At 65.2% G+C, this 26,571-nt stretch carries 26 protein-coding genes; 8 read left to right on the forward strand and 18 right to left on the reverse strand.

All coding sequences use genetic code 11. The features are described 5' to 3' along the window. Positions 1-18: 18 nt before the first annotated feature. From KSS93_RS10020 to KSS93_RS10040, 5 genes are all read right to left on the reverse strand, one after another. Entirely contained in the window at positions 19-444 is a 426-nt protein-coding gene (locus tag KSS93_RS10020; protein WP_217888142.1) for a DcrB-related protein, read from the reverse strand. A gap of 119 nt (positions 445-563) precedes the next feature. After that, on the reverse strand, positions 564-1,514 hold the full coding sequence (locus KSS93_RS10025; protein ID WP_217888143.1) for a 2-hydroxyacid dehydrogenase: 951 nt from the start codon (positions 1,512-1,514) through the stop codon (positions 564-566). A gap of 130 nt (positions 1,515-1,644) precedes the next feature. Next, complete coding sequence (locus KSS93_RS10030) at positions 1,645-2,409, reverse strand: SDR family oxidoreductase (protein WP_217888144.1); 765 nt, start codon at positions 2,407-2,409, stop codon at positions 1,645-1,647. 14 nt (positions 2,410-2,423) lie between these two features. Further along, positions 2,424-3,116 (reverse strand): fumarylacetoacetate hydrolase family protein, encoded by a 693-nt coding sequence (locus tag KSS93_RS10035; RefSeq protein WP_217888145.1) that lies wholly within the window; start codon positions 3,114-3,116, stop codon positions 2,424-2,426. 141 nt (positions 3,117-3,257) lie between these two features. Beyond that, positions 3,258-4,601 carry an MFS transporter gene (locus KSS93_RS10040; RefSeq protein WP_217842254.1) on the reverse strand — a complete coding sequence of 448 codons (1,344 nt, stop codon included), beginning with the start codon at positions 4,599-4,601 and terminating at the stop codon, positions 3,258-3,260. A 334-nt stretch (positions 4,602-4,935) separates the two neighbouring features. On the opposite strand from KSS93_RS10040, the gene KSS93_RS10045 reads away from it, so the two are divergent. The 6 genes from KSS93_RS10045 (at position 4,936) to KSS93_RS10070 (ending at position 9,329) form a co-directional block, all read left to right on the forward strand. After that, positions 4,936-5,898 carry a helix-turn-helix transcriptional regulator gene (locus KSS93_RS10045; protein WP_217888146.1) on the forward strand — a complete coding sequence of 321 codons (963 nt, stop codon included), beginning with the start codon at positions 4,936-4,938 and terminating at the stop codon, positions 5,896-5,898. A gap of 10 nt (positions 5,899-5,908) precedes the next feature. Continuing rightward, positions 5,909-6,841, forward strand: a complete 933-nt coding sequence (gene pcaQ / locus KSS93_RS10050; RefSeq protein WP_217888147.1) for a pca operon transcription factor PcaQ — start codon at positions 5,909-5,911, stop codon at positions 6,839-6,841. 233 nt (positions 6,842-7,074) lie between these two features. After that, a complete protein-coding gene (bamJ, locus tag KSS93_RS10055; RefSeq protein ID WP_217842257.1) occupies positions 7,075-7,803 on the forward strand; it encodes a BamJ family beta-barrel-assembly machinery protein in 729 nt (242 codons plus the stop codon). A gap of 287 nt (positions 7,804-8,090) precedes the next feature. Continuing rightward, complete coding sequence (locus tag KSS93_RS10060) at positions 8,091-8,531, forward strand: YkvA family protein (protein WP_217888148.1); 441 nt, start codon at positions 8,091-8,093, stop codon at positions 8,529-8,531. A 91-nt stretch (positions 8,532-8,622) separates the two neighbouring features. Beyond that, complete coding sequence (locus KSS93_RS10065) at positions 8,623-8,964, forward strand: helix-turn-helix domain-containing protein (protein ID WP_217888149.1); 342 nt, start codon at positions 8,623-8,625, stop codon at positions 8,962-8,964. Continuing rightward, positions 8,961-9,329 (forward strand): hypothetical protein, encoded by a 369-nt coding sequence (locus KSS93_RS10070; RefSeq protein WP_217842260.1) that lies wholly within the window; start codon positions 8,961-8,963, stop codon positions 9,327-9,329. The genes KSS93_RS10065 and KSS93_RS10070 overlap by 4 nt, the downstream gene beginning before the upstream one ends. Before the next feature lie 253 nt (positions 9,330-9,582). On the opposite strand, the gene KSS93_RS10075 is transcribed toward KSS93_RS10070, so the two are convergent. Both KSS93_RS10075 and KSS93_RS10080 read right to left on the reverse strand, forming a co-directional pair. Further along, positions 9,583-11,343 (reverse strand): GGDEF domain-containing protein, encoded by a 1,761-nt coding sequence (locus KSS93_RS10075; protein WP_217888150.1) that lies wholly within the window; start codon positions 11,341-11,343, stop codon positions 9,583-9,585. Positions 11,344-11,460: 117 nt separating this feature from the next. Next, positions 11,461-13,542 carry a carboxy terminal-processing peptidase gene (locus KSS93_RS10080; RefSeq protein ID WP_217888151.1) on the reverse strand — a complete coding sequence of 694 codons (2,082 nt, stop codon included), beginning with the start codon at positions 13,540-13,542 and terminating at the stop codon, positions 11,461-11,463. A gap of 141 nt (positions 13,543-13,683) precedes the next feature. Here KSS93_RS10080 and KSS93_RS10085 point away from each other — a divergent pair, with 141 nt between their 5' ends. Continuing rightward, complete coding sequence (locus KSS93_RS10085; protein WP_217888152.1) at positions 13,684-14,646, forward strand: NAD(P)H-quinone oxidoreductase; 963 nt, start codon at positions 13,684-13,686, stop codon at positions 14,644-14,646. A 337-nt stretch (positions 14,647-14,983) separates the two neighbouring features. Here KSS93_RS10085 and KSS93_RS10090 read toward each other — a convergent pair whose 3' ends face one another. The 6 genes from KSS93_RS10090 to KSS93_RS10115 form a co-directional block, all read right to left on the reverse strand. After that, on the reverse strand, positions 14,984-15,637 hold the full coding sequence (locus KSS93_RS10090; protein WP_217888153.1) for an HAD family hydrolase: 654 nt from the start codon (positions 15,635-15,637) through the stop codon (positions 14,984-14,986). Between the two features lie 13 nt (positions 15,638-15,650). After that, positions 15,651-16,640 (reverse strand): ABC transporter ATP-binding protein, encoded by a 990-nt coding sequence (locus tag KSS93_RS10095; protein WP_217888154.1) that lies wholly within the window; start codon positions 16,638-16,640, stop codon positions 15,651-15,653. Position 16,641: 1 nt separating this feature from the next. Then, positions 16,642-17,436: an ABC transporter permease gene (locus KSS93_RS10100; protein WP_217888155.1), complete on the reverse strand. Its 795-nt coding sequence runs from the start codon at positions 17,434-17,436 to the stop codon at positions 16,642-16,644. Beyond that, a complete protein-coding gene (locus KSS93_RS10105) occupies positions 17,426-18,265 on the reverse strand; it encodes an ABC transporter permease (protein WP_217888156.1) in 840 nt (279 codons plus the stop codon). The genes KSS93_RS10100 and KSS93_RS10105 overlap by 11 nt, the downstream gene beginning before the upstream one ends. After that, positions 18,262-19,068: an alkaline phosphatase family protein gene (locus tag KSS93_RS10110; protein ID WP_217842268.1), complete on the reverse strand. Its 807-nt coding sequence runs from the start codon at positions 19,066-19,068 to the stop codon at positions 18,262-18,264. The genes KSS93_RS10105 and KSS93_RS10110 overlap by 4 nt, the downstream gene beginning before the upstream one ends. Positions 19,069-19,214: 146 nt before the next feature. After that, positions 19,215-20,285 (reverse strand): ABC transporter substrate-binding protein, encoded by a 1,071-nt coding sequence (locus KSS93_RS10115; RefSeq protein WP_217888157.1) that lies wholly within the window; start codon positions 20,283-20,285, stop codon positions 19,215-19,217. Between the two features lie 316 nt (positions 20,286-20,601). Between KSS93_RS10115 and phnR the strand changes: the two genes are divergently transcribed. After that, positions 20,602-21,315: a phosphonate utilization transcriptional regulator PhnR gene (phnR, locus tag KSS93_RS10120; RefSeq protein ID WP_217888158.1), complete on the forward strand. Its 714-nt coding sequence runs from the start codon at positions 20,602-20,604 to the stop codon at positions 21,313-21,315. 273 nt (positions 21,316-21,588) lie between these two features. Here phnR and KSS93_RS10125 read toward each other — a convergent pair whose 3' ends face one another. From KSS93_RS10125 to minE, 5 genes are all read right to left on the reverse strand, one after another. Then, a complete protein-coding gene (locus KSS93_RS10125) occupies positions 21,589-23,739 on the reverse strand; it encodes a mechanosensitive ion channel family protein (RefSeq protein WP_217888159.1) in 2,151 nt (716 codons plus the stop codon). Positions 23,740-23,783: 44 nt separating this feature from the next. Next, positions 23,784-23,951, reverse strand: coding sequence for a hypothetical protein (locus KSS93_RS10130; RefSeq protein WP_011532728.1), 168 nt, complete (start codon positions 23,949-23,951; stop codon positions 23,784-23,786). 187 nt (positions 23,952-24,138) lie between these two features. Next, the gene (locus KSS93_RS10135) at positions 24,139-25,428 is read right to left on the reverse strand and encodes a M18 family aminopeptidase (RefSeq protein WP_217888160.1); all 1,290 of its coding nucleotides are present in this window, start codon (positions 25,426-25,428) and stop codon (positions 24,139-24,141) included. A gap of 139 nt (positions 25,429-25,567) precedes the next feature. After that, positions 25,568-26,203: an RluA family pseudouridine synthase gene (locus KSS93_RS10140; protein WP_011532730.1), complete on the reverse strand. Its 636-nt coding sequence runs from the start codon at positions 26,201-26,203 to the stop codon at positions 25,568-25,570. A 113-nt stretch (positions 26,204-26,316) separates the two neighbouring features. Continuing rightward, positions 26,317-26,571 (reverse strand): cell division topological specificity factor MinE, encoded by a 255-nt coding sequence (gene minE, locus KSS93_RS10145; RefSeq protein ID WP_011532731.1) that lies wholly within the window; start codon positions 26,569-26,571, stop codon positions 26,317-26,319.

Raw genomic sequence — 26,571 nt, forward strand, 5'->3', positions numbered from 1 at the left:
CCGGGTCGGTGTCCGTGGTCAGTTCAGTTGCAGGCCGGCCTTGATGGCCTCCCAGTGGGCGAGGTCGGCAGGCGTAAGCGGCGCCTGCTTGCTGTAGCTCACCGCCACGAAACGCGCCTGCCCGGGCGGGGTGTAGGCCAGCTGGCGCTGGTACGAGAGCACCTCGCCACGCTTGAACTGCAGGCTGACTTCCAGCCCGTGGATGTCGCGTGCGGCGCCGGCGAGGGTTGGCTGGGGTTCGCTGATGACCGCGCCCAGGCGTTCGCGCAACTGGGCCAGTTGCTGTTGGTACAGGTCTTGGAGGGTTTGCCCTGCCGGCAGCGCGCTGCGGGCGATCACCAGGCTGGTGCCGCGCTCGCGGAAGGCGAGCATGTTCATGCTGGTGTCTTCGGGCGTTTCATCGCCCAGGTCCAGGGTCAGGTCGTGGGTGAGGTAGGTGGCCATGGCGCTGCTCCTTGCGTCGAAGCGGCACACGCTAAAGCTTCGCTGCGCAGGCTGCAAGCGCCGGGCGACGCGGCGGTGACGGGGTTCACCGAATCGCCCGTGCTGGCATTTTGCCTGGGTTACAGCACCAGGCCCTGGGGTTTGCGCCCGGCGAATACGTCCACCAGGCTGGCCACCACCATTTCGCCCATGCGCGTGCGGGTTTGCACCGTGGCGCTGGCGCGGTGCGGTTGCAGCACCACGTCTTCACGCTCGAACAGCGCTTCGGGGGCGCGCGGTTCGTCGGCGAACACATCCAGCGCGGCGCCGGCGATCTCGCCGGCCTGCAAGGCGGCGAGCAGCGCCGGTTCGTCCACCAGCTTGCCGCGGGCGATGTTGATCAGGTAGCCGTCGCGGCCCAGGGCCTGGAGGATCTCGCGGGTGACCAGCGCCTCGCCCTTGTCGGCGGCGGCGGCCAGGATCAGCGCGTCGCTGTTTTTGGCCAGTTGCACAAGGTCGGCTTCAAAGTTGTAGGGCACATCCTGCGCCTGCAGGTCGGTGTAGACGATCGGGCAGCCAAAGGCGGCGGCGCGCTGGGCCACGGCGCGGCCGACCCGGCCCATGCCAACGATACCCACGCGCATGCCCGACACCTGGCGCGCCAGCGGCAAGGGCGCCAGCGGGGTAGGGCTGGTGGCCCAGTGGCCGGCGCGCACGAAACGGTCGCCCGTGCAGATGCCGCGGCATACGCCGATCAACAGGCCGATGGCAAGGTCGGCCACGTCTTCGGTGAGCGCGCCGATGGTGGCGCACACCGGGATGCCACGATCGCGCGCGTAGGCCAGGTCGATCGCGTCGGTGCCCACCCCGTTGACGGTGATGATTTCAAGGTTGGGCAGGCGCGCCATCAGCGCCTGGCTGATGCCGGTATGGCCGCCGGTGATGACGCCGCGAATGCTGGCAGCGTGGGCGTCGAGCCAGGCCTCCTTGTTGCTTTGTTCGTAGTAGCGGTGAACGGTGAACAGGGTTTCCAGGCGCTGGCGGATTTGCGGGATGAGGATCGGGCTCAGTTGCAGGACTTCGGGTTTCATGGGGCACTCCACCTGTATGGCGATGGGAAAGAGGGCGTGGGAGCGGGCTTGTCTCGCGATGGATGGCACCGGCTGCGCCGGTATCGCGGGCAAGCCCGCTCCCACAGGGTTTCATGTGTGCACGGGCGGCTCAGCCACGCCCCACAAACGGCATGTTGCTGGCCATCACGGTCATGTTCAGCACGTTCGCCTCCAGCGGCAGGGCGGCGATGTAGCGCACCGCGTCGGCCACGTGGCGCACATCCACCATCGGTTCGGGGGCGATGTCGCCGTTGGCCTGGCGTACGCCGCGGGTCATGCGTTCGGACAGCTCGGTCAGGGCGTTGCCGATGTCCACCTGGCTGCAGACGATGCTGTACGGGCGCCCGTCCAGCGCCAGGGCCTTGGTCAGGCCCAGTACCGCGTGCTTGCTGGCGGTGTAGGGGCCGGTGAACGGGCGCGGGGTGTGCGCCGAGATCGAGCCGTTGTTGATGATCCGCCCGCCCTGGGGCTGCTGGCGGCGCATCAGGCCGAAGGCGGCGCGGGCACACAGGAAGACGCCGTCGATGTTGGTGGCCACCACGTTGCGCCAGTTCTCCAGCGGCAGTTCGTCGATGGGCACCGCCGGGGCGTTGATGCCGGCGTTGTTGAAAATCAGGTCAAGGCGCCCGTGCACTTCTTCGATGGCGGCGAACAGCGCCGCGACGCTGTGCTCGTCACGCACGTCGGTGGGCACCGCCATGGCCTCGCGGCCGGCGGCGCGGGCCTGTTCGGCCAGCGCCTCGAGCGGCTCGGCGCGGCGCCCGGCGAGCACCAGGCTGAAGCCGTCCTCGAGCAGGGCCAGGGCCACGGCGCGGCCGATGCCGCTGCCGGCGCCGGTGACCAATGCAACTTTCTTGTTTTGGGTTTGCGACATGTTCGGCTCCGGGGTCAGGCAGCTTGGGAGGCGGGGCGCGGGCCCACCTGCAGGGTCAGTTCGGCGATGCCGTCGATGCCGGCGTGGATCACATCGCCGGGTTCGAGTGGCGCCACGCCGGGCGGGCTGCCGGTCATGATCAGGTCGCCCGGGCGCAGCGGCAGCAGGCGTGACAGGCGGGCGATGACCTCGTCCAGCGGCCAGGTTTGCTGCGACAGGTGGGCGCGCTGGCGCTCCTGGCCGTTGACCTTGAGCCACAGCTCGGCGTCCAGCGGCCAGCTGGCCTGAACGATGGCGGTCATCGGCGCTGCGGCCTCGAACACCTTGGCGCCCTCCCAGGGCAGGCCCTGCTGCTTGGCCTGGCGCTGGCGGTCGCGGCGGGTCAGGTCCAGGCCTGCGGCGTAGCCGTACACGTGCTCCAGGGCATTGGCCGGGGCGATGTTGGCGCCGCCCTTGCCGATGGCTACCACCAGTTCGATTTCGTGGCAGAACTCTTCGGTGGCCGGGGCGTAGGGCAGCTCGCCGCTGGCCTCGACCACGTTGCAGGCGGGCTTCATGAAGAACACCGGCTCGCTGGGGGGCGGGTCGCTGGCCTGCGGCCAGGGGTAGTTGCGGCCCAGGCAGAACACCCGGCCGACGGGGAAGCGCGCGTCGCTGCCCTGGATCGGCAGGCTGACGATGGCCGGTGGGCTGAACAGGTACGTCATGGGGTGGATCCTCTGGTTGCGAGTGGCCAGCGTAAACAGCGCTGGCCGCTGGAAGTTGGACGAAAGCGGGGTGGGCTTGGAGGAATCGGGTTTTCTGCCGATCGCAGGTCAAGCCCGCTCCCACGCGCCCCGCGATGGCGCTCAGGCCGTGGTCTTCAGCTCGATCCGGTACAGCTTGCCCAGCAGCAGCGAGTAAGAAAGCGTGCCCATCAGCGCCACGCCGCCGATGAACCAGAACGCCATGGCGAACGAGCCGCTGGCATGCACGATGGCGCCGATCACGATGGGGGTGACGATGCCGCCGATGTTGGCCGCAAGGCTGGTGATGCCGCCGGTAAGGCCGATCAGTTCCTTGGGGGCCACCTCCGACACCGCCGCCCAGGATGACGAGGCGATGCCCTGGGCGAAGAACGCCAGGGTGAGCACGGCGATGCACAGCACGTTGGAGTCGGTGAAGTTCACCAGCACGATCGACATGCCCAGCATCGAGCCCACCACCAGCGGCAGCTTGCGGGCGAACGACAGCGAGTAGCCCTTGCGGATCAGCAGGTCCGACACGATGCCCGCCAGCAGGATGCCGACGGTGGCGCCAATGAACGGCATCACGGCGAAGATGCCGACCTTGATCAGGGTGAGCTGGCGCTCCTCGATCAGGTAGGTGGGGAACCAGGTGAGGAAGAAGTACAGCGCCGAAGTGCTGGCGAACTTGCCCAGGCAAATGGCCCACACCTGGCGGTAGCGGAACAGCTCGGCCACCTGGCGCCAGTCGAAGCGGGTGCGCTGCTGGCTGCTCTTGACCAGGCCGCCGCCTTGTTCGATGTAGGCGAGTTCTTCTTTGCTGACCTTCTTGCAACTGAGCGGGTCGCGGTACAGGAACAGCCACACCACGCCGAACACAATGCCGACGATGCCGGTGCTGTAGAACACGTGGCGCCAGTCGTAGGTGGTGGCCAGCCACAGCAGGGCGCCGGTGAACAGCGCGGTGCCCAGGTACTGGCCGCACACGTAGATGCTGCTGGCCATGCCGCGTTCGCGGGCGGGGAACCACACGGTGACCGCGCGGCTGTTGGCCGGGAAGGCCGGGGCTTCCATGGCGCCGACCGCCAGGCGCAGGCCGAACAGCGAGGCAAAGCCGCTGGCCAGGCCCTGGGCCACGGTGACCGCCGACCAGCTGATCAGCGACACGCCGTAGGTCAGGCGCGAGCCGAAGCGGTCGGCGATGAATCCGGCCGGCACCAGGGCCAGGGCGTAGGTCCAGGCGAAGGCCGAGAAGATCAGGCCCATCTCGACCTTGTCCAGGCCCAGGTCTTTGGCCATGAAGGGCGCGGCGATGGAGATGTTGACCCGGTCGACGTAGTTGATGATGGTCGCCACCAACAGCAGGGCAAGCATGAACCAGCGGCGGCGGGTGGGCAGGCGCTGTGCGGGAGCGGCGTCCAGCGCGAAAGGCGCAGACGCGGTGCGGGGAGTGGGCGTGCTCGACATTGAGTCGACCTCGTTTGTTGTTTTTGGAGAGGTTGGGCTGCAGTCCTTATTCAGAGTGGTCGTACAACTGGTTTGGATCAACGGGGTTTTTAGACCGTTTTTTACAATGCAGGCGGGGGGTTGAAGGTTTGTCCAAGAAATCTGCCGGGCGGGGTTTTGCCTGAGGTTTTGGCTGAATGGCTTGAAAACAAAGGGCTGCGAAGGGGGTTGTACGAGGAGCTTTTTGAAAAGCAGGGTTTGGCTTTGAGTTTGGACGTCGTACAACTTATTGCCTTGCTTTGGATGGGTGGTCAGAATCGCGGGGCAGGCAACAAGAACAACAGGAGCCCCCACCATGCCGCCCAAGCGCCAGGTCCCCACCTATGTCATGCAGCAGCGCAGCGAGCTGATGGACTTCCATATCCGCGACGCCCGCGGCCGGCCGGCAGAAACCGCGCCGCACCGGCACGAATACTTCCAGGTGCAGATCAACCTGGGCGGCGACACGGTGCAGCACATCGGCGCCGTTCAGCGCCCGTTCACCCGCCACACCCTGGCGTTCATCCTGCCGCACCGGGTGCATGTGATTCCGCACCCGCCCGAAAGCGATTTCGTGGTGATCAACTTCTCCCAGACCTTCCTGCTGCCGCACCTTGATTGCGACCCGATGGACCTGGAAGACGTGTCGATTGCGCTGGCCCCGGAGCTGTCGCCGTTCCGGTTTCAGGAGCACCTGGACTTTCACCTCGATGAGGCGCAATTCGCCAACGTGCTGCAATTGCTGGAGCAGATGCGCGCGCTGGATGCCAACCGTGGCTTCGGCAGCCGCGAGATCCTCAAGGGCCTGTTGCTGCAACTGATCGGCACGGTGTGCAGCCTGTACGCCGAACCTCTGCGTCAGTTGGCCGAGAGCAACGCTGCCGAGCAGAGCCGGCGCGCGGCGCTTGGGCGGATGAGCGATTACCTGCGCCGGCACATCGACGACCCTGACCTGAACCTGCCCAAGGTGGCGGCGGCCACGTATCTGGCCCCCAGCTACCTGACCCACTGGCTGCGCAAGGAGGTGGGCAAGACCTTCAGCGAGCTGGTGCTGGAGCGGCGCATGCATGCGGCGCGCAACTACCTGCTCAATGGCAGCCGCCCGGTGGGGGAGGTGGCGCGGCTGTGCGGCTTTGCCGACGAGGCCTATTTCAGCCGGCGCTTCCGGCAGATTCATGGCCTGCCGCCGGGCCAGTTCCGCCGCCAGCAGCGCGACCCGGACACGCCCCAGGCAATCACCCTGGACGACGCGGCTTGCAGGGTTGGCGCGCACGGATAAACTGCCGGGCATGAACCTCGATACCCGCATCAAGTACCGCCACCTGCTGTGCTTTCTGGAGATTGCCCGGCAGGGCAGCCTGGCCAGGGCCGCCGACATGCTCGCGATCAGCCAGCCAGCCATTTCCAAGACCCTCAAGGAGCTTGAAGAGCTGCTGGAGGCGCGTTTGTTCGAACGCACCCGCCAGGGCGTGGAACTGACCCCGGCAGGCACGCGTTTCATGCGTTATGCCGGGCCCAGTGTGCAGGCCCTGCGCGATGGCGTGGGCAGCGTGCGCGGCGAGGCGCGGGCGCCGTCGCAGGTGCGCATCGGCGTGCTGTCCACGGTCGAGGGGCTGTTGATGCCTGAGGTGCTGTGCCGGCTGCACCAGCGCCATGAAGCGCTGGTGATCAGCGTGGTCACCGGGGTCAGTGCGCAGTTGCTTGGGCAGTTGCACCTGGGCGAGTTGGAACTGGTAGTCGGGCGCATGACCGACAGCCCGCAGATCCAGGGGCTGTCGTTCGAGCACCTGTACAGCGAGTCGATGGCACTGGTGGTGCGCCCGGGGCACCCGCTGCTGGCACGCCAGCCGGTGGACCGGGCGCAGGTAGGGCGCTACCCGCTGGTGCTGCCGCCGCCGGGCACGACCATCCGCCAGCATGCCGACAGCCTGTTCGTGCAGGGTGGCATGCAGATGCCGGCGCAACGGTTGGAAACACTTTCTTTGGCGTTGAGCCGGCGCTATTTGCTGGGCAGTGATGCGGTGTGGGTGGCGCCACGGGATGCGGTGCTGATCGACCTGGGGCGTGGGGAGTTGGCCGAGCTGGACCTTGGGGTGCGCGAGCCTGGGGGCTCGGTGGGGATCTGCCGCAATGCCGCCTTGGCGCAGAGCTTGCCGGCGCAGTGGGTGTGCGAGGTGTTGCGCGAGGTGGCGGAGCTTTATCGGGCAGGGAGTTATCCGTAGGGGCAGGGCAGGTGTCCGCCACAACCCTTGGCAGCCTTGATGCAAGCCTTCGCCGAACACCAGGGCGCAACCAAAGCGCCTTCCTTCTCGATCCCCCCTCCATGAACAACCTTTCACCCAGGAACTTCCCGCCGCAAACCTGCTCTCATGCCGGTAGCCATTGGTCCCGACCGCCTGCTAAGCTCGCGGCTTTACCCTGATTTGCCCTTATGGCGCATGAACAAGGAATCAGCATGAAACAACATCGTCTGGCGGCCGCGGTTGCCCTGGTAGGTCTGGTGCTGGCGGGCTGCGACGCCCAGACCAGCAGCGTCGAGCTGAAGACTCCGGCCCAGAAAGCCTCCTACGGTATCGGCCTGAACATGGGCAAGAGCCTGGCCCAGGAAGGCATGGACGACCTGGACTCCAAAGCCGTCGCCCAAGGTATCGAAGACGCCGTAGGCAAGAAAGAACAGCGCCTGAAGGATGAAGAGCTGGTAGAAGCCTTCACCGCCCTGCAAAAGCGCGCCGAAGAACGCCTGGCCAAGGCCAGCGAAGAAGCCGCTGCCGCTGGCAAGAAGTTCCTCGAGGAAAACGCCAAGAAGCCTGGCGTGGTCACCACCGCCTCGGGCCTGCAGTACGAAGTGGTCAAGAAGGCCGATGGCCCGCAGCCAAAACCGACTGACGTGGTCACCGTCCACTACGAAGGCAAGCTCACCGACGGCAAAGTGTTCGACAGCTCCGTCGAGCGCGGCAGCCCGATCGACCTGCCGGTCAGCGGCGTGATCCCGGGTTGGGTCGAAGGTCTGCAACTGATGCACGTCGGCGAAAAATACAAGCTGTACATTCCGGCAGAACTGGCCTACGGCGCCCAGAGCCCGAGCCCGCTGATCCCGGCCAACTCGGTACTGGTGTTCGATCTTGAGCTGCTGGGCATCAAGGACCCGAGCAAGCAGGACGTCGAGCCGGCCCCTGCCGAGTAAGGCAAACACCTGAAGCACAACAACGCCCCGTTTCGACGGGGCGTTGTCGTTTCAGGGGTGGCTTGACGCGAACCGTGGGCGTCATTCACTGTCGCAAGCAATGCATGCAACGCACGGCCAAGCACTTCCCTGTCGCAAAACGTTTGCGGCTCTGAAACGGTTGTGTAAAAAACGCCCGATCCGTGCCCGGCCCTTGCCCGGCGGGCGCCAAACGGCGCAAAGCCGGTCCTGTTCACAAGGTTATCCACAATAATTGTGGATAACCTGCCTGCTGCTCTGGAGGTTTCATGAGCGCTCCCTGGAATTTCACCCGCTTCTTGCCCCTGGCTGAACGCCTGTTAAGCCGCGGGCGCTTGCCGGCGTTGTTGTTCGCCGTTGCGCGCAAGGGCCCGAAACTCGGCCAGCTGCGCGAGGACGTGCGCTTGATGCAGGCGTTGTGCCTGGCGTGGTGGCGCGGCGAATACCGTGCCGTCAGCCCCAAGGCGCTGGTGACCATCGTTGCCGGGCTGTTGTATTTCGTCAGCCCCCTGGACGCCATCCCTGACTGGTTGCTGGGGGTGGGCTTTCTCGACGACATCGCCGTGCTGGGCTGGGTGATGAAGACCGTGGCCGACGAGCTGGCCCGCTTCAAGGCCTGGCGCGCCAGCCAGGCACCGGAAAAGCTGCGCGTGGTCGAGCGCCTGCCCGACACCCCCGAAGCGCTGCGCCTGGAACGCCCGGGGCAGTGATTCCCGGCGAACCCCCGAGGTTGGTAATATAATTGGCATAAGGGTTATGCCTACGGATTACATGCCGTAATCCTACGTTAAGGGGGTTGTAATGGGTATTCAGGTCATAAGCCGGGACGGTCAGCCCGAGTACGCAGTGGTTCCCTGGGAGCAATATCAGGCCTTGCTGGTTGCAGCAGGCCAGGCACCGGCCCCAGCGCCGGCCAGCGTGGCAGCCATTGAAGAAGACAGCAGCACCCGCCTGCATGCGCTGAGCGAGCTGGCGGCGCTGCGCCAGGCCAAGGGCGTGGAGCCGGCGGCGTTGGCGCGCAACGTGGGGATCAGCCCGGCGTACCTGGCGATGATCGAGTCTGGTGAGCGCCAACCGGATGCCGCGATTCGCCGCGCGTTGGCCTGGCACCTGGGTGTGGCCGGCTGGAGCGAGCCGTCATGAGCCAGGTCAGGATCAGCCGACAGCAATGGGAGAACCTGCTGACCGAGCTCGACCTGGCCCGCCGTCAACGCCACCTGCTCACCTATCGCGCTCTGCTGGAGCGCCTGCAACTGCCCAGCCCGGCCATGCAGACCCTCACCGCCGCCCTGGAGTATCTGGCGCTGCTCGACGCCCGCGCCGAGCAGCCGCTGCGCAGCTCGCTGGTGATCAGCCAGGGCGCCAGCCGCCTGCCGCGTACCGGGTTCTTCGAGTGCGTGGAGCGCTTGGGGCGGTTTTCCGGGCCGGTGGACGGCATGGAAGCGGCGTCCTGGCATGCCTCGGAAGTGGTGCGGGTGTTCGAGTACCGGTACCCGGAGCAGGCCTGACACGTTCCCTGTAGGGGATCACCCAGCTCATTGGCTGCGCTTTCGCGCAGAGAACAGGTCTCGCAGATGCGCCATGCCCCTGTGGGAAGCGGCCTCGTGTCGCGATGGGGCGCGAAGCGGCCCCGAGGGCTCGGCCTCATGCAAAATTGCCGGGGCTGCTGCGCAGCCCATCGCGACACGAGGCCGCTTCCCACAGAGACCGCATTAAATCAATGAGTTGTAGTTTGTTATATGAGAGCCCACACGCCGGCTCCTACAAGGCCGGTATGCGCGTATCGATCAGGCTCAGGCTTGAACCTTGCGTTTCCTTGGCCTGGCGCTTGGCCTGCGAGGCCAGGTCGGCAAGGCCCCCGGCATCCAGGTGTGCGGCGCTGTCCGGCTCCAGCCACACCACCCCGATCGACAGCGACAGCAGTGCGAAACTTTCGCGCAGGCCCTGGCGGTTATGGGCAATGAAGCAACCGGCCTCGATATGCTCGCTGCGGTAGAAGCGCAGGCACTCCTGGGCAAAGGCCTGCACCAGCGCCTGCAGCCGCTCGCGCCAGTCGCCCGAGCCCAGCACCAGCATGAAATCATCACCACCGATATGCCCGACGAAGTCGCGGCTCGGGTCGACGCAGTCGTTCAGGCATTGCGCCAGGCACAGCAGCACCTCATCGCCCCGGGCATAGCCGTAGATGTCGTTGAAGGGCTTGAAGCTGTCGATGTCGACGTAGCACACCGCCGCCGCGTGGCGTTGCTCCAGCAGCCGCGCCAGGCACTGCTGGATCGGCACGTTGCCGGGCAGCAAGGTAAGCGGGTTGGCATGCCGGGCCTGCTGGATCTTCTGCTCGGTGATCAGCTTGAGCACATCGATCACCCGCCCCAGCCCCAGGTAGCGGCCGCCCTGGGTAATGATGAAATCCTCCTCGATGCGCTGCCGGGCGCGGCTGGTGATCAGTCGGCTGACCTGTTGCAGCGACTGGCCGCGCTCCACGGCAAGAAAGTCCTGGCTCATCAGCCGGCTGATCGGCTTGCGCGCGAACAGGTCGGTACCGAAGGGTTGCAGCAGCGCATCGGACAACGAATGGCGGTGCACGATGCCGCACGGCCGGCCGTCTTCATCCAGCACCGCCAGCGAGTTGAGGTTGGCCTGGCGGCGGAACGCTTCGAGCACCTGCTGGGTGGCGGTGCTCAGCGGCACTGCTGGTTGCTGGATGAGCAGGGCGCTGAGGTCGCCGCCGTCCTCGACCAGGGCCACGCTGGTGCCGCTGGCCTTGGGCAGCAGGGCCAGAGCTTCACGGGGCGGGAACTCCTGGGGCCGGCCCAGAAGGTAGCCCTGTACCAGGTCGACGCCCATTTCGCTGAGCACCGTCAGCTCTTCGCTCAGCTCGATACCCTCGGCGATCACCTGGGCGCGGGAGGCGCGGGCGATCTGCAGGATCGAGCCGACGAACTCGCGCTTGAGCGGGTCCAGGTGAATGCCGTCGATGAAGTGGCGGTCGATCTTCACATAATCCGGGCGCAGCTCCGACCACAGGCGCAGGCTCGAATAACCCGCGCCCAGGTCATCCAGGGCGATGGAGAAGCCCATGTCGCGGTAATGGTGCAGGGCGTTGAACAGCAGCTGAAAGTCTTCGGTGGGGGTCTGTTCGGTCAGTTCGATCACCACCTGGCTGGGCGACAGGCCGACCTGCTCGAGCATTTTCAGGGTGCGCCCGGACGGGTGCTGCGGTTCGAGCAGCGACTCGGGTGAAACGTTCAGGAACAGCTTGCCGGCCAGCCCCTGCTCGCTGAAACGCCGGCAGGCGGTTTCCCGGCAGAGCACTTCCAGCTCGCTCAGGCGGCCGGCCTGGCGGGCGATGGCGAACAGGTTCAGGGGGGAGTGCAGCGGGCTGTTGGACGGGCCGCGGCTCAGGGCTTCATAACCGAGAATGCGCCGTTCGCGAAGGCAGACGATGGGCTGGAACAGGCTGTGGACGCTACGTTGAGCCAGAATGGCGCTCAATGCGCTGAGCTGTTCGGTGACGGTCATGGACTGCTTTCCTGAATGAAAAAAGGCCGGGCATCTGCATGCCCGGCCCTTCTATTTCACGACAGTGCGATGACTGTTTGATGACAGGTCACATTATTCTGCCATCACTCGGTCGAATTACTTCTTGGCCACCTTGGCGCTTTCGCTGAGGTAGTCGATGAGGATACGACCGGTCTCGGCAAGGTAAGCGTCGTCTTCGGGCTTGGTCTTGTCGTCTTCGTCCGGCAGGGCGTCCTCGTCGACCTTTTTCAGCTCCTTCAGCGGCTCCTCGCCCTTGGCCTTGCGACGGATGTTCTCCATGGCCAGTTGCTTGGCTTCGACGTCGTCGTGGCGGGCACGGCGTTCCTGTTCGTTGAGGCTGACGGTTTTCTCGTCCATCAGCTTCTGGGTCAGGGCCAGGCGGTCGCGGATGTAGGTGAACTCGGCATCCTTGGCGCTGCGCGCGTCATGCTTGGCCTTGAGGTCGGCGAGGAACGGTTTGAACGGGTCGGCGGCCGGCTTGACCACCGGGCGGATGGTGTCCCACGGCATGGCCTCGGGCAGGGCGCTTTCGCCGATTTCTTTGGTGTCGATGATCGACGGGTAGTCGATGTCCGGCAGTACGCCCTGGTGCTGGGTGCTCTGCCCGGATACCCGGTAGAACTTGGCCAGGGTCAGCTTCAGCTCGCCATGGTTGAGTGGCTGGATGGTCTGCACGGTGCCCTTGCCGAAGGTCTGGCCACCGATGATCAGCGCACGGTGGTAGTCCTGCATGGCGCCGGCGAAAATCTCCGAAGCCGAGGCAGACAGGCGGTTGACCAGCAGCGCCAGCGGGCCTTTGTAGAAGGCGCCGGGGTTCTCGTCCTCGAGCACGTCGACGCGGCCGTCGCTGTTGCGTACCAGCACGGTCGGGCCTTTCTCGATGAACAGGCTGGTCAGCTCGGTGGCTTCCTGCAGCGAGCCACCGCCGTTGTTGCGCAGGTCGATGACCACGCCGTCGACCTTCTCTTTTTGCAGCTCGGTCAGCAGCTTTTTAACATCGCGAGTGGTGCTCTTGTAGTCCGGGTCACCGGCGCGATAGGCCTTGAAGTCCAGGTAGAAGGCCGGGATCTCGATGATGCCGAGCTTGTAGTCGCGGCCATCCTGCTTGAGCTTGAGCACCGACTTTTTCGCCGCCTGCTCTTCGAGCTTGACCGCTTCGCGGGTGATCGAGACGATCTTGCTGGTCTGGTCGTTCGGCGCATTGCTGGCCGGCACCACCTCCAGGCGCACCACCGAGCCTTTCGGGCCGCGGATCAGCTTGACCACTTCGTCCAGGCGCCAGCCGACCACGTCGACCATTTCCTTGTTGCCCTGGGCCACGCCGATGATCTTGTCGGCCGGGGCCACTTGCTTGGTTTTGGCGGCCGGGCCGGCCGGCACCAGGCGCACGATCTTGACCTGGTCGTTGTCGCTTTGCAGCACCGCGCCGATGCCTTCGAGCGACAGGCTCATGTTGATGTCGAAGTTTTCTGCGTTGTCTGGCGACAGGTAGTTGGTGTGCGGGTCGTAGGACTGGGCGAAGGTGTTGATATAGGCCTGGAAGATGTCTTCGGCACGGGTCTGGTCCAGGCGCGCCAGCTGGTTCTTGTAGCGCTTGATCAGGGTTTCCTGGATCTGCTTGGGGTCCTTGCCGGCGATCTTCTGGCGCAGCACCTCGTCCTTGACGCGTTTGCGCCACAGTTCGTCGAGGGCGGCCTGGTCCTTCACCCACGGGGCGTCCTTGCGGTCGACCAGCAGCTCTTCCTTGACGCTGAAGTCGATCTTGTCGACGCCCTTGTTCAGCTCGGCCAGGGCGTAGTCCAGGCGCTGCTTCACACGGTCAAGGTAGCGTTTGTAGATGGTGAAGCCGGGGTCGAGGTTGCCGCTTTTGAGAAAATCGTCGAACTGGGTCTTCCACTTGTCGAACTCGGCGATGTCGGCCGCGGTGAAGTAGCTGCGCGACGGGTCGAGCAGCTTGATGTAGCTGTCGTAGATGATGATCGAACGGGCGTCGTCCAACGGCGGCTTGCTGTAGTGGTGGCGCTTGAGCAACTCGACCACGTTCAGGCTGGCGACGATCTCGTCACGGTCTGGCTGCAGGCTGTCCCATTTGTTGGCGGCGGCCGCATTGCCACCGAGCGTGAGGCTGCCGAGCCCGATGACGAGGGCGAGGGCGGTGCTGCTAGTGAAATGCTTCATGCTGATTCGACGTGGGGGCAATTGATCACGCATAGTAGGCCGTCTTTTCCGTTCGCCGGTTCCATGGAGCCGGGCAAATACTGCAAAAAGCCTGGGACATGGGATCCCAGGCTCAGTCATGTGAATCACTATGGAGGCACTGTGAAGGCATTGCAAGGCGTTGACGGACATGTGGCCTGGGTCGAAGCCGAACGCCCGGCCTGCGACGCAGGGCAGGTACGCATTCGAGTGGCCGCCGCGGGGCTGAACCGTGCGGACCTGCTGCAAATGAAGGGTTTGTACCCGCCACCGCCGGGTGCCAGCCCGTACATGGGCCTGGAGTGCGCAGGCGTGGTCGAGGAGGTGGGCGCTGGCGCCGACTGGCGCGTGGGCGACCGGGTTTGCGCGCTGCTGGCCAGCGGCGCCATGGCCGAAGAGGTGGTGGTCGATGCCCGCCATGTGCTGCCGGTGCCCGAGGGCCTGAGCCTGCACGAGGCGGCAGCGCTGCCCGAGGTGTATGCCACGGCCTGGCTGAACATCTTCCAGCTGGGTGGGGTGAAGGCCGGCGAAAAGGTGCTGGTGCATGCCGGTGCCAGCGGCGTTGGTTCGGCGGCCATCCAGCTGTGCAAGGCGTTCGGCAGCCCGGTGTGGGTCAGCGTCGGTTCGCAGGAGCGCCTGGCTTACTGTGAAGCGCTGGGCGCGGCCGGTGGTGTGGTGCGTAACGAGAACCTCGATGCGCTCAAGGCGCTGGGGCCGTTCGATGTGATCCTTGACCCGGTGGGCGCCGGCTACGGCCCGCTGAACCTCGAGCTGCTGGCCCGTGACGGGCGCTGGGTGATCATCGGCCTGATGGGCGGGCGCAAGTTCGAGCTGGACCTGGCGGTGGTTATGGGCAAGCGCCTGCAGGTCACCGGCTCCACTCTGCGCAACCGTGACGATGGCTTCAAGGCTGAGCTTTTGCGTGACCTCAAGCAGCAGGTGTGGCCGCTGTTCGCCGAAGGGCGGTTGTCGGCGCAACTGGTCGACACTTACCCCGTCGAGTTTGCCCAGGCGGCGTATGCCGAACTTGAGAGCAACCAGGTGTCGGGCAAGCTGGTGATGGTGATCGATTCGAGCCTGGCTTGAGATTGCCGGGGCCGCTTTGCGGCCCTTCGCGGCACAAGGCCGCTCAGGCTGACGCGATTCCCTGTAGGAGATCACCCAGCCCTTTCGGGCTGCGCTGTCGCGCAGATAACTGGTCTCGCAGATGCGCCACGGTCTCTGTGGGAAGCGGCCTTGTGTCGCGATGGGGCGCGAAGCGGCCCCAAGGTCTCGGCCCCATGCAAAATTGCCGGGGCTGCTGCGCAGCCCATCGCGACACAAGGCCGCTTCCCACAGAGACCGTGTTAAATCAATGAGTTGCAGTTTGTTCTATGAGAGCGGCCTTGTGCCGCGAAAGGGGCGCAAAGCGCCCCCATGGCCCTCAAACCCAGCTCAAAACCGGCCAGCCATTGGTCTGGGCATGCTCACGCAACACCGCATCCGGGTTCACCGCAAACGGGTGATCCACCTTCAGCAACAACGGCAAGTCATTGCGCGAGTCGGAATAGAAACTCGCCCCCTCCAGGTTTTCCTGCTCCTGATCCAGCCATTCCAGCAAACGGGTGATCTTGCCTTCGCGGTAGGTCAGCACGCCGTGGGTCTTGCCGGTGTACACCCCGTTCAGCGCCTCCAGTTCGATGGCCAGATACTCGTCCACCCCCAGCCGCGCCGCGATCGGCCCCACCAGGTGGGTGCCGCTGGCCGAGATGATCAGGATACGGTCGCCTTGTTTGCGGTGCTCGGCGATGCAGCGGCAGGCGTCGCCGAAGATGATCGGCTCGATCACGTCCTCAACCCAGGGCTCCACCAGGTGCTCGACCTCCTCGAGCGTGCGCCCGGCAATCGGCTCCAGGCTGAAGGCCATGTAGTCCTCCATCTGCAGGTGGCCCTTGCCGTAGGCCTCCATCAGCTCGTGGTCGCGCTTGAGGAAGCTTTTGCCATCGACCCAGCCCAGCCGGGCCATCTGCTCGCTCCACAGCGACGCGCAGTCGCCGTGGATCAGGGTTTCGTCCAGATCGAAAATTGCCAGTGCCATATGTTGATTCTCCTTAGGCCACTTCCCGTAGCGCCGTGGGGTCGATCGACAAGGATACCCGCTGGCCGTCGGCGTGCAGGTCGGCCGCCGAGCGGTTGAGCACGTCCACCACCAACTCCACGTCGCGCACCTGCACCCGGTAGCGGATCACGTTGCCGAGCAGGCTGTGGCTGCGCACCTCGGCGTCCAGTTCGCCGTTCAGCCCAAGGGTGATCGACTCCGGGCGGATCGCCAGGCGGCTGGCCACCGGGCGTTGCAACAGGCGGCTGGCGCTGTCGGCGTCGAGCAGGTTGTAGTTGCCGATAAAACCCGCGGCGAACAGGTCGACCGGCGCGGTGTAGAGGGTTTCGGCATCGCCACTTTGCACGATGCGCCCCTGGTTCATCAGGACGATGCGGTCCGACATGGTCAGCGCCTCTTCCTGGTCGTGGGTGACGAAAATGGTGGTCAGCCCCAGCTCGCGCTGGATGGCGCGGATCTGTTCGCGCAGGTGCTTGCGAATGCGTGCATCCAGCGCCGACAGCGGCTCGTCCAGCAGCAGCAGGCGAGGGCGGGTGACCAGCGAGCGGGCCAGGGCCACGCGCTGGCACTGGCCACCGGACAACTGGTGCGGGTAGCGTGCGGCGAAGCTGGCCAGCTCTACCAGCTCCAGCACTTCACGCACCCGCGCCTGGCTTTCATCGCCCTTGACCTTCTGCATGCGCAGGCCGAAGGCGACGTTCTGCTCCACGGTCATGTTGGGGAACAGCGCGTAGCTTTGGAAAACCATGCCGATGCCGCGCTTTTGCGGGCTTACCGGCACGATGTCCTGGCCATCCAGCAGGATCTGCCCGGCGTCCACCGGGGTCAGCCCGGCGATGCAGCGCAGCAGGGTGGACTTGCCGCAACCCGAAGGGCCGAGCAGGGTGACAAACTCGCCGCGTTCGATCTGGCAGTCGATGTTCTCGAACACCGGGCTGCCGGCGTAGCTTTTTTGCAGGTTCTGTACGCTGACGAAGCTCATGTCAGGTTTTGTCCTTGTTCAGGCGGTTGGCGACCCAGGTCAGTACCAGCACGAAGGCGAAGTAGGAGATCACCAGTGCGCTGTTGAAGTGGCCGCTGCTGTTGCGCATGTTGTTCAGGTACACCTGCAGGGTTTCGTAGCGGGTGCCCACCAGCAGGTTGGCAAAGACGAACTCGCCGAACAGGAACGAGAACGACAGCAGCAGCGCCACCAGCAAGCCCTTGCGCAGGTTGGGCAGCACCACCAGCAACGCCGCCTGCCAGGTGCTGGCACCGAGCAGTTGGGCGGCGTCCATCAGGTCGCGCAGGTTGATCGCCTGCAGGTTGTTGGTGATCGCCCGGTACATGAACGGCAGGGCGATGGTGAAGTAGCAACCGATGAGGATCCACGGCGTGCCGACCATGGCCATCGGCCCGCTGCCATACAGTTGCAGCAGCCCCACCGACGAGACCACCGGCGGCACTGCGAACGGCAGCAGAATCAGCACGTTCATCAGCGCGTCGAGCTTGGGGAAGTGGTAGTGCACCACGAACAACAGCGGCAGGATCAGCACTACTGAAAGCACCAGCGCGCCCACGCACACCAGCAGCGACTGGCCGAAGGCGGCCAGAAAGCGCGGCTCGCTCCACAGCGCGACATACCACTTGAAGGTCAGGCCGCTGGGCAGCAGGGTCGCCGACCAGCTGGTGGCAAACGAATAGAGCAGGGTGCCGGCCAGCGGCAACAGCAGGATGAGAAACAGCAGGTACACCACCACCCGGTGGTAGAGCCCGGCCGAGGTTTTTTCAGTGCGCATGGTAGCTCCTCTTGAGCAGCCATTGATGAACCACCGTGACCACTGTCATCAGCCCCACCAGCACCATGGCCAGGGCGCTGGCCAGGTTCGGGTCGAGGGTGATGTCGCCGGCCACCAGCGCGGCGATGCGTATCGGCAGCACGTTGAAGTTGCCGGTGGTCAGGGCGTAGACCGTGGCGTAGGCGCCCAGGGCGTTGGCCAGCAGGATGACGAAGGTGCCCAGCAAGGCGGGGGTGAGCACCGGCAGGCCGATATGGCGCCAGAATTGCCAGTGGCTGGCCCCAAGCAATGCCGCGGACTCGCGCCAGTCTTCGCGCAGGGCATCGAAGGCCGGGTACAGCAGCAGTACGCCAAGGGGGATCTGGAAGTAGGTGTACACCAGGATCAACCCGGTCTTGGAGTAGATGCTGAAATCCCCCAGCAGGCCCATTTGCTTGAGCAGCAAGGTCAGCGCGCCGTTGAAGCCCAGCAGGATGATGAAGGCGAACGCCAGGGGGACGCCTGCGAAGTTGCTGGTCATGTTGGCGAAGGCGCTGACGAAGTCGCGCAGCTTCGAGTCCACCTGGCGCAGCGAGTAGGCGCCCAGCATTGCGATGACGATGCCGAACAGGCTCGACCAGAAGCTGATCTCAAGGCTGCGTTCCAGCGCTTGCAGGTAGAACTTCGAGGCGAACACCTTGCTGAAGTTGGCCAGGCCCCAGCCGCCGTCACTTTGCAGGCTGTTGAGGGCCACCCAGGCCAGCGGGGCGATCTGGAAGATGATGAAGAACACGGCGAACGGCAGCAGGCAGAGCAGGGCCAGGTAGCGGCCACGGGGGTTCGAACTCACTTGAGCAGCTCCCGGCAAACCGCCTTGTCGTGGGCCGCGCCGAGCAGCTCGCAAATGGTGCCGCACAGTTCGGTCTGCAGCGGTTTGGCTGCCGGGTCCAGGCTGAATGCGTCGCCGAACACGAACAATGGCACCTCGCGCTCCTCGGCCAGCAGGCCGTTGTGCGAGCGGTCGTTGTTCATGCCGTGGTCGGCGGTCACCAGCACCTGGTAGCCCTCCTCGAGCCAGCGCGGCAGGTAGTCGGCCAGCAGAATGTCGGCGCTGCGCGCGGCGTTGCGGTACTGGCTGCTGTCCAGGCCGTGGCGGTGGCCGATATCGTCGATGCTCATCGGGTGCACCAACAGAAAGTTCGGCGCATGGCGGCGACGCAGGTATTCGGCGTCGGCCAGCAGGTGCGAATCGGGGTAGCGGTCGTCCCAGTAGAACAAGGCATGCTGGATCGGCAGCTTGGGGGCATGGGTGTGGCGGTCGCGCTGCGGGTCGAACGGCGAGCGGTTGTACAGCTCGCTCATCCAGTGGTACGCCGCCGCAGCAGTGCCCAGCCCGGCCTCGCGGGCATAGTGGAACACGCTGCGCTGGTTGGACAGGCGGTTGACGTTGTTGTGCACGATGCCGCTGTCGATCGGCGGTACGCCGGTGAGGATGCATTCGTACAAGGGCCGCGACAGCGAGGGCAGCTCGCATTCCATTCGGTACAGCGCAGCGCGGTCGGCCTCGACATAGGCGTGCAGATGGCCCATGGCGTGGTGCGCGACCTGGTGGTTGAGGCCGTCGAGCAGGACCAGGATGACGTTGTGTTGCATGGTGGCTCCAGTCAAAAACCGCGTTGCTTTCTTCGCGGGTAAACCCGCTCCCACAGGGGCGGTACAAGTCTCAATACCTGTGATGCACCTGTGGGAGCGGGTTTACCCGCGAAAGGGCCGGATCAGGCACTACAAAAGCCAGCCGGTTATTCCATCTCGATGATCACCTGCTCCTGCCACTTCTGCGGCAGGGCCTTGGAGGTCGCTTCCCAGGCTTCGGCGTTCTTGATCGGCTGGGCGGCCTTGTACTGCTCGTTGGGCAGCAGCTTGGCCTGCACGTCGGCCGGCAGCTTCAGGTGCTCGGCGCGGATCGGGCGGGCGTGGCCGATGGCCAGGTTGGTCTGCCCGGCGTCGCTGAAGATGTACTCACGGGCCAGCTTGGCGGCGTTCGGGTGCTTGGCGTACTTGTTGATGATGGTGGTGTAGCCCGAGGTGATCGAGCCGTCCGAGGGGATCAGCACTTCGAAGCGTTTCGGGTCGATCTGGTCGCGGTAGCTCAGGCCGTTGAAGTCCCACACCACGCCCACTTCCACCTCACCCTTCTCGAGGGTCTGGATGGTCGGGTTGGCCAGCGACAGGCGCTTTTGCTGGGCCAGCTTGGTAAACAGCTGCAGGCCCGGCTCGATGTTGCTTTCGTCGCCCTTGTAGGCAATGGCCGCGGCCAACACGCCGTTGGCGGCCTGGGCCGCAGTGCCGACGTCACCGATGGCGACCTTGTACTTGCCCTTTTCCAGGTCGTGCCAGGTTTTCGGACGCTCGCCTTCCTTGACCAGGTCCTTGTTGATGATGAAGGCGATGGTTCCGGTATAGGCCAGGGCCCAGTGGCCGTCCTGATCCTTGGCCCAGGTGGGTACCTGGTCCCAGGTGCTTGGCTTGTACGGCTGGGTGACGCCCTTGGTCACCGCGATCGGGCCGAAGGCTGCACCCACGTCGCCGATGTCGGCGCTGGCGTTGTCTTTTTCGGCATCGAACTTGGCGATTTCCTGGGCCGAGCTCATGTCGGTGTCGCTGTGCTTCAAGCCGTATTTTTTCGCAAGGTCGTCCCAGGTGCCTTTCCAGTTGGCCCAGGCATCGGGCATGCCCACGCTGTTGACGGTGCCTTCCTTGCGGGCGGCGTCTTCAAGGGCCTTGAGGGCGCTGAGGTCTTGGGCGGCCATGGCCGAGGTGCAAAAAGCGATGGCCGAACCGAGCAGTGACGCCATGAACAACTTTTTCATCCGAAGCTCCTTTGGTGGGTGCCTTGCATTCGTTGTTATGAGAGTGAGCCGTGCCTGCCTGACGTTGGTCTAGGTCAGCAAACCTTGAGCCAAGGTAGGCCGGTTGCGTGACAATTTGATGTAAGGGGCGGGCCGCTCAGGCCCTGGAGATACAGCGTAGACCACGGGCAAGGCCTTGAACTTCGGGCCTTGGCCCGGATCTGGCAGGTGCTGGCAAAGGCCTTTGTCACAGGATGTTCATCAGCCCTGCCTAGGCTTGCTCTATTCTCCACCTGCCCTGTTATGGGGCTGGACTAGTCCAGATAGGTAACCTTTGATGCAAGCGACGCCACCGCGCGCGGTAACAGCCATTTGCCAAGCCCTGCAGGAGCAGATCGAACACGGCCTGCTGGCCCCCGGCGGCAAGCTGCCGGCCGAGCGCAAGCTCAGCGAGGTGTTCGACACCACGCGCATCACCCTGCGCGAAGCGCTGGTGCAACTGGAAGCCCAAGGGCTGATCTACCGCGAGGAACGGCGTGGCTGGTTCGTTGCGCCCCAGCGCCTGACCTACGACCTGATCGAGCGTAGCCACTTCCATGCCATGGTGCGCGATCAGGGGCGGGTGCCCACTACCGAGCTGCTGTCGGCGCGCCTGCAACCGGCCCCGGCGGCCATTTGCGCACGGCTGCGCCTGCCGGCGCTGTCCAGCGTGGTGCGCATCTGCCGTTTGCGGCGCATCGACGGGCGCGCGGTGCTGTATGCCGAGCACTACCTCAACCCGAAGTACTTCCCGGGCATTCTGGAGCAGGACCTGGCCCAGTCACTGACCGAGATCTACGCCCGGGAGTACCGCATTCAATACGGGCAGGTGTGCTTCGAGATCCTGCCCACCGCCTTGCCGGCCGAGGCGGCCAGTGCGCTGAAAGTCTCGGCCGGCAGCCCGGGGCTGCATATCACCCGGGTCAACAGCGACCAGCATGGGCACTTGATCGACTGTGACCTGGAGTACTGGCGGCATGATGCGATCTGCATTCGGGCGCACGCGGGGTAGGGTTTGATCGCAGCGGGCTGCGCTGTCGCGCAGAGAACTGGTCTCGCAGATGCGCCACGGTCACTGTGGGAAGCGGCCTTGCCGGGGCGCCGTCCGGTCGAGATGGGGCGCGAAGCGGCCCCAAGGTCTCGGCCTCATGCAAAATTGCCGGGGCTGCTGCGCAGCCCATCTCGACCGGACGGCGCCCCGGCAAGGCCGCTTCCCACAGGGGCCGCGGCGGATTCGTGCCCAGTGCTCTGCGCGACAGCGCAGCCCGAAGGGCTGGGTGATCTCCTACAGGGAATCTTTTTCGGCTGTTGGAGCACCACCCGCCGTCACCACCTGCACCGACAACCTCGGCGTCGCCAGGTCCAGCCCGGCCTCGTCCAGCTGGCGTTTCAACGCAAGGTTGAACGCCCGCGATACTTCCCACTGCTTGATCGGCGCAGTCTTGAAGCGCGCGCGCAAAATCGCCGAGCCCGATTCGAAGCTCTCCACCCCCTGCAGCTCCAGCGGCGACCAGATGTTGCGGCGCATCAGCGGGTCGCTGCGCAGCTTCTGGCCCACTTCGCGGATCAGCGTGATGGCCTGGTCGATGTTCATGCTGTGGGGGATCGCCACCCGGAAGATCGCGTAGCCGAACTCGCGGGAGTAGTTCTTGATGCTCTTGATCTCGCTGAACGGGATGGTGTGCACGATGCCGTCGATGTCGCGCAGGCGCACGGTGCGGATGGTCAGGCCCTCGACTGTGCCCAGGTGGCCGCCCACATCGACATAGTCGTCGATGGCCAGGCTGTCCTCGATGATGATGAACAGCCCGGTGATCAGGTCGGCCACCAGCGATTGCGCGCCAAAGCCGATGGCCAGGCCGATCACGCCGGCACCGGCCAGCAGCGGGGTGACGTTCATGCCCATGTTGGCCAGGGCGACGATCACCGCAATGATGAAAATCACCACGAACATCACGTTGCGGATGAGCGGCATCATGGTCTGCGCCCGGGCGTTGGCCAGCCCGCGGCGCGAGTGCACCAGGGCATGGTGCACGGCGGTGTCGGCGAGGATCCACACCAGCCAGGCGACGATCAGGGTGCCGGCCAGGCCCAGCAGGCGCAGGCTGATCTCGTGGCCGTCGCCCTCGGCGAAGCTGATCATCGACTGGCCCCACACGCGCAGGCCCAGCTCGATGAACACCAGCCAGATGAACAGGTGCAGCAGCAGGTAGCCGAAGTTGCGCAAGCGCTCGGCATACACCGCCTGGCGCTTGTTGGCGCGCTTGGGGTTGGCGGCGTGGCGGCGCACCAGGCCGTTGAGCACCATGCACACCACCACCAGCACCGTGCACATCAGCGACTGGCGCAGGGCGGTGCTGGTGTCGCCGGCGGAGACGAAGGTGGCGAACAGCGAAATCGCCACCAGGATCAGCGCCGGGATGAACCAGAAGCTGCCGAGGATCTCGATGGTGTCGCTCAAGGTGCGCCGGGTCAGCCGGCGGGACAGCGGCTGGTTGCGGATGAGGTGGGCGATGGGGCGGCGAAAACGCAGGATGAACAGCCCGGTGCACAGCGCGGCGATGACGTTGGCCAGGGTGGCCAGGGCGTGGGCCAGGTGGCTGCCCAGGGCGGCGGTCAGGCGCGGGTCGCTCATCGCCTCGCCGAAGGCTGCGAAGCTGCCGATCAGCCACAGCGGGCGGAACGCTTGGTGGCGCAGTATGTGCAGGGCGCGGTGGCGGTGCGGGCCGTCCAGCAGCGAGAAGGCGATTACGCAGATGGCCGAGAACAGCGTGCCGACCACCAGCGCGTAGGCCAGCACCATGGCCATCGACTTGCCCAGCGAGGAGGGCAGGGCGAAGCTCAGGTACACGGTGAACACCAGCGCCACCAGCCAGGGCCCGAGCTTGCGCAGGGCGAAGCGCACCAGGTCCCAGGTGCGCGGGTGCTGGGGCAGCTCTTCGGTGAGGCCGAAACGCACCCGCACGCGGTGGCCGATCCAGTTGAAGGCGTAGGCCAGCAGGCTCCACACCGCAATGATTGCAGCAAAGCCGAACAGGATCGCCGGCCACTGGTGCACCGGTACCACCAGCGCGGCCAGCTCGTCGCGGGCCTGGTCGATTTCTGCGGACCAGCGGATGAACGGGCTGGCCTCGCCGCTGAACTGCTTTTCGAAATCATGCAGGGCGCCGCCGATCAGGCCGAGCACGCCCTGTTCGACGGTGGGTTGCGATTGCTTGGTGGCGTCGCGCAGTTTTTTCAGGTCGGCCAGCAGCTTGGCCCGTTGCTGGTCGTTCTCGAGGTTCTTGATCACCTCGTCCAGCGACTTGCCCAGCGGTTCGCTCGCTTCGGGCTGGGCGGGGGCGCTGCTGCCCAGCAGCCCCGGCAGGCCGGCGGCATGCAGCGGGGTGACGAACAGCAACAGCAGGAGGGACAGGCAACGCAGGAGTGCAGGCACCGGGAAATCTACCTCAGGTCAAACGATTGACCGAGTGTAGAGGTTTATGTGGGCAGTTTCTCCAGGATCTTCCAGCAGGTGAGGCCGAAGATGCCCAGGGTGCCGATCCACATCATCAGCACGCCGATGTTGCGCTCGCGCAGGCTGAAGCCGATGGTCAGCAGCATGAGGAACAGGAACACCGGGACGAACAGCGAGAGGAACGGGGACATTAGCGGCAATCCTTTTGCTTGATGGGCCATGTATCAAGCATAGCGGCTTGCCAGCGAGGCGGGTTGACCGAGGGCAGGTGCCGGGCCAATCGCGGGGCAAGCCCGCTCCTACAAGGTTCTGCGCTGGTTTCAAAACCTGCGCGGTGCATGTGGGAGCGGGCTTGCCCGCGAAGAAGGCGACGCGATCTTACGGCAACTCGCGGCTGCGGTAGAACGCCCCGAGCACCTTCACCAGGTGCGCCAGGTCATGGCTGCCGCACAGCTCGCGGATCGAATGCATGGCAAAGGTCGGCAGGCCGATGTCCACGGTGCGCACGCCCAGGTGGCTGGCGGTGATCGGGCCGATGGTCGAGCCGCAGCCCATGTCGCTGCGCACCACGAAGCTCTGCACCGGGACTTCTTCGGCCATGCACAGGTGGCGGAAGAAGCCGGCGGTCTCGCTGTTGGTGGCGTAGCGCTGGTTGTTGTTGACCTTGATCACCGGCCCTGCGTTGAGCTTGGGGCCATGGTTGCCGTCGTGCTTGTCGGCGTAGTTGGGGTGCACACCGTGGGCGTTGTCGGCCGAGACCATCAGCGAGCGCTGGATGGTACGCACGTACTCGTCGCCGTCCGGCAGCAGCCGCTGCAGGGTCTGCTCGAGCATCGGGCCGTCGGCGCCGCAGGCCGAGCAACTGCCGACCTCTTCGTGGTCGGTGCACACCAGCACGCAGGTTTCATCGCCTTCGGCGGCCAGTAGGGCCTGCAGGCCGGCGTAGCACGACAACAGGTTGTCCAGGCGGGCACCGGCGATGAAGTCGCCGTTCAGGCCGATCTGCGCGGCATCTTGCGTGTCGTAGAAGCTCAGTTCGTAGTCCAGCACCACGTCGGCGTTGAGCTCGTGCTCGCGGGCCAGTTGCTCGGTAAGCAGGGCGCGGAAGTCGATGCGCTCGTCGCCGGCCACCTGGGCAAGAATCGGCGGCAGTTCGTTCTGCGGGTTGATCTGCCAGCCTTCGTTGGCGGTGCGGTTCAGGTGAATGGCAAGGTTGGGGATGATCGCGATCGGCAGCTTGAAGTTCACCAGCTGGCTTTCAACCTTGCCGTCACGGCGGAAGGTGACACGCCCGGCCAGCGACAGGTCGCGGTCGAACCAGGGCGCCAGCAGCGCGCCGCCGTAAACCTCGACACCCAGTTGCAAAAAGCCCTGGCGCTGCAGCTCGGGCTGCGGCTTGACCCGCAGGCACGGGCTGTCGGTGTGGGCGCCGACCATGCGGATGCCGCCGATCAGCGGCGAATGCTTGCCCAGCTTGATGGCGATGATCGAGGAGTCGTTGCGGGTGACGTAGTAGCGCCCGCCGGGCACCGTGGCCCAGCTGTCGCGCTCGTCCAGGCGCTGGTAGCCGGCGGCTTCGAGGCGCTGCGCCAGGCTTGCGGTGGCATGGAAGGGCGTCGGGGAGGCCTTGAGGAATTCGATCAGGCCGGTATTCAGTGCTTCGCGCATAACTCACTCCAGACAGCAGTGGCGCGAGTTTAGCGCAGTTGGTCGGGAATTTGTGTTGGCGCTATCGCGGGGCAAGCCCGCTCCCACGCCATGACGATACCGCGTGGGAGCGGGCTTGCCCCGCGATGGCCCTTTGGCCTCAAAACGGTGCCGGGCACTCGAACTTCAACCGCTCCCCGGAAACCGGGTGGGTGAAGCTCAGCATCGAGGCATGCAGGCACAGCCGCTCATGGGCTGCCAGCGCCTCGGGGTTGGCGTACAGGCGGTCGCCCAGCAGGGGGTGGCCGATCGACAGCATGTGCACGCGCAACTGGTGCGAACGGCCGGTGATCGGCGTCAGTTCCACCCGGCAGTAATCGCCGCAGCGCTCGACGATGCGCCAGAAGGTCAGCGCGTGCTTGCCTTGTTCGTGGTCCACCACGTGGCGCGGCTTGGTGGGCGGGTCGTAGCGCAGCGGCAGGTCGATGCTGCCGCTGTCCAGGGCCGGTTGCCCCCAGCACAGCGCGGTGTAGGCTTTTTCTGTCTCGCGGTCGTGGAACTGGCGCGACAGCTCGCGGTGGCTGTCGGCGTCACGGGCCAGCAGGATGATGCCGGAGGTTTCCCAGTCCAGGCGGTGCACGATCAGCGCGTCGGGGTAGCCGTTTTCCTGCAGGCGGGTGATCAGGCAGTCCTTGTTGTCCTCGGCACGGCCCGGCACCGACAGCAGCAGGGTCGGCTTGTTGATCACCAGGATGGCGGCGTCTTCGTGAAGGATCTGGATGTTCGACAGCGGCATTTTTCAGGGTCTCGCAAAAGCACTGTGGGAGCGGGCTTGCCCCGCGATGGCCATCGAAAGCCATCGCGGGGCAAGCCCGCTCCCACGGGTGTACCTGGGAATGCTGGGTTGAATCAGCGTTCCGGCAGGGTGATGTTCAGCTCCAGGATCGAGCAGCTGCCTTGGTTTTCCAGTGCCACCTGCACATCGTCGTTGCCGATGTTGACGTACTTGCGGATCACCTCGACCAGTTCCTTCTGCAAGGCGGGCAGGTAGTCCGGGGTGCTGCGCTGGCCGCGCTCGTGCGCCACGATGATCTGTAGACGCTCTTTCGCTACCGACGCGCTGGTCTGTTTCTGCCTGCCACGAAAGAAGTCAAAAAGGTTCAT

The organism is Pseudomonas xanthosomatis (assembly GCF_019139835.1).
Classification (GTDB): domain Bacteria; phylum Pseudomonadota; class Gammaproteobacteria; order Pseudomonadales; family Pseudomonadaceae; genus Aquipseudomonas; species Aquipseudomonas fakonensis.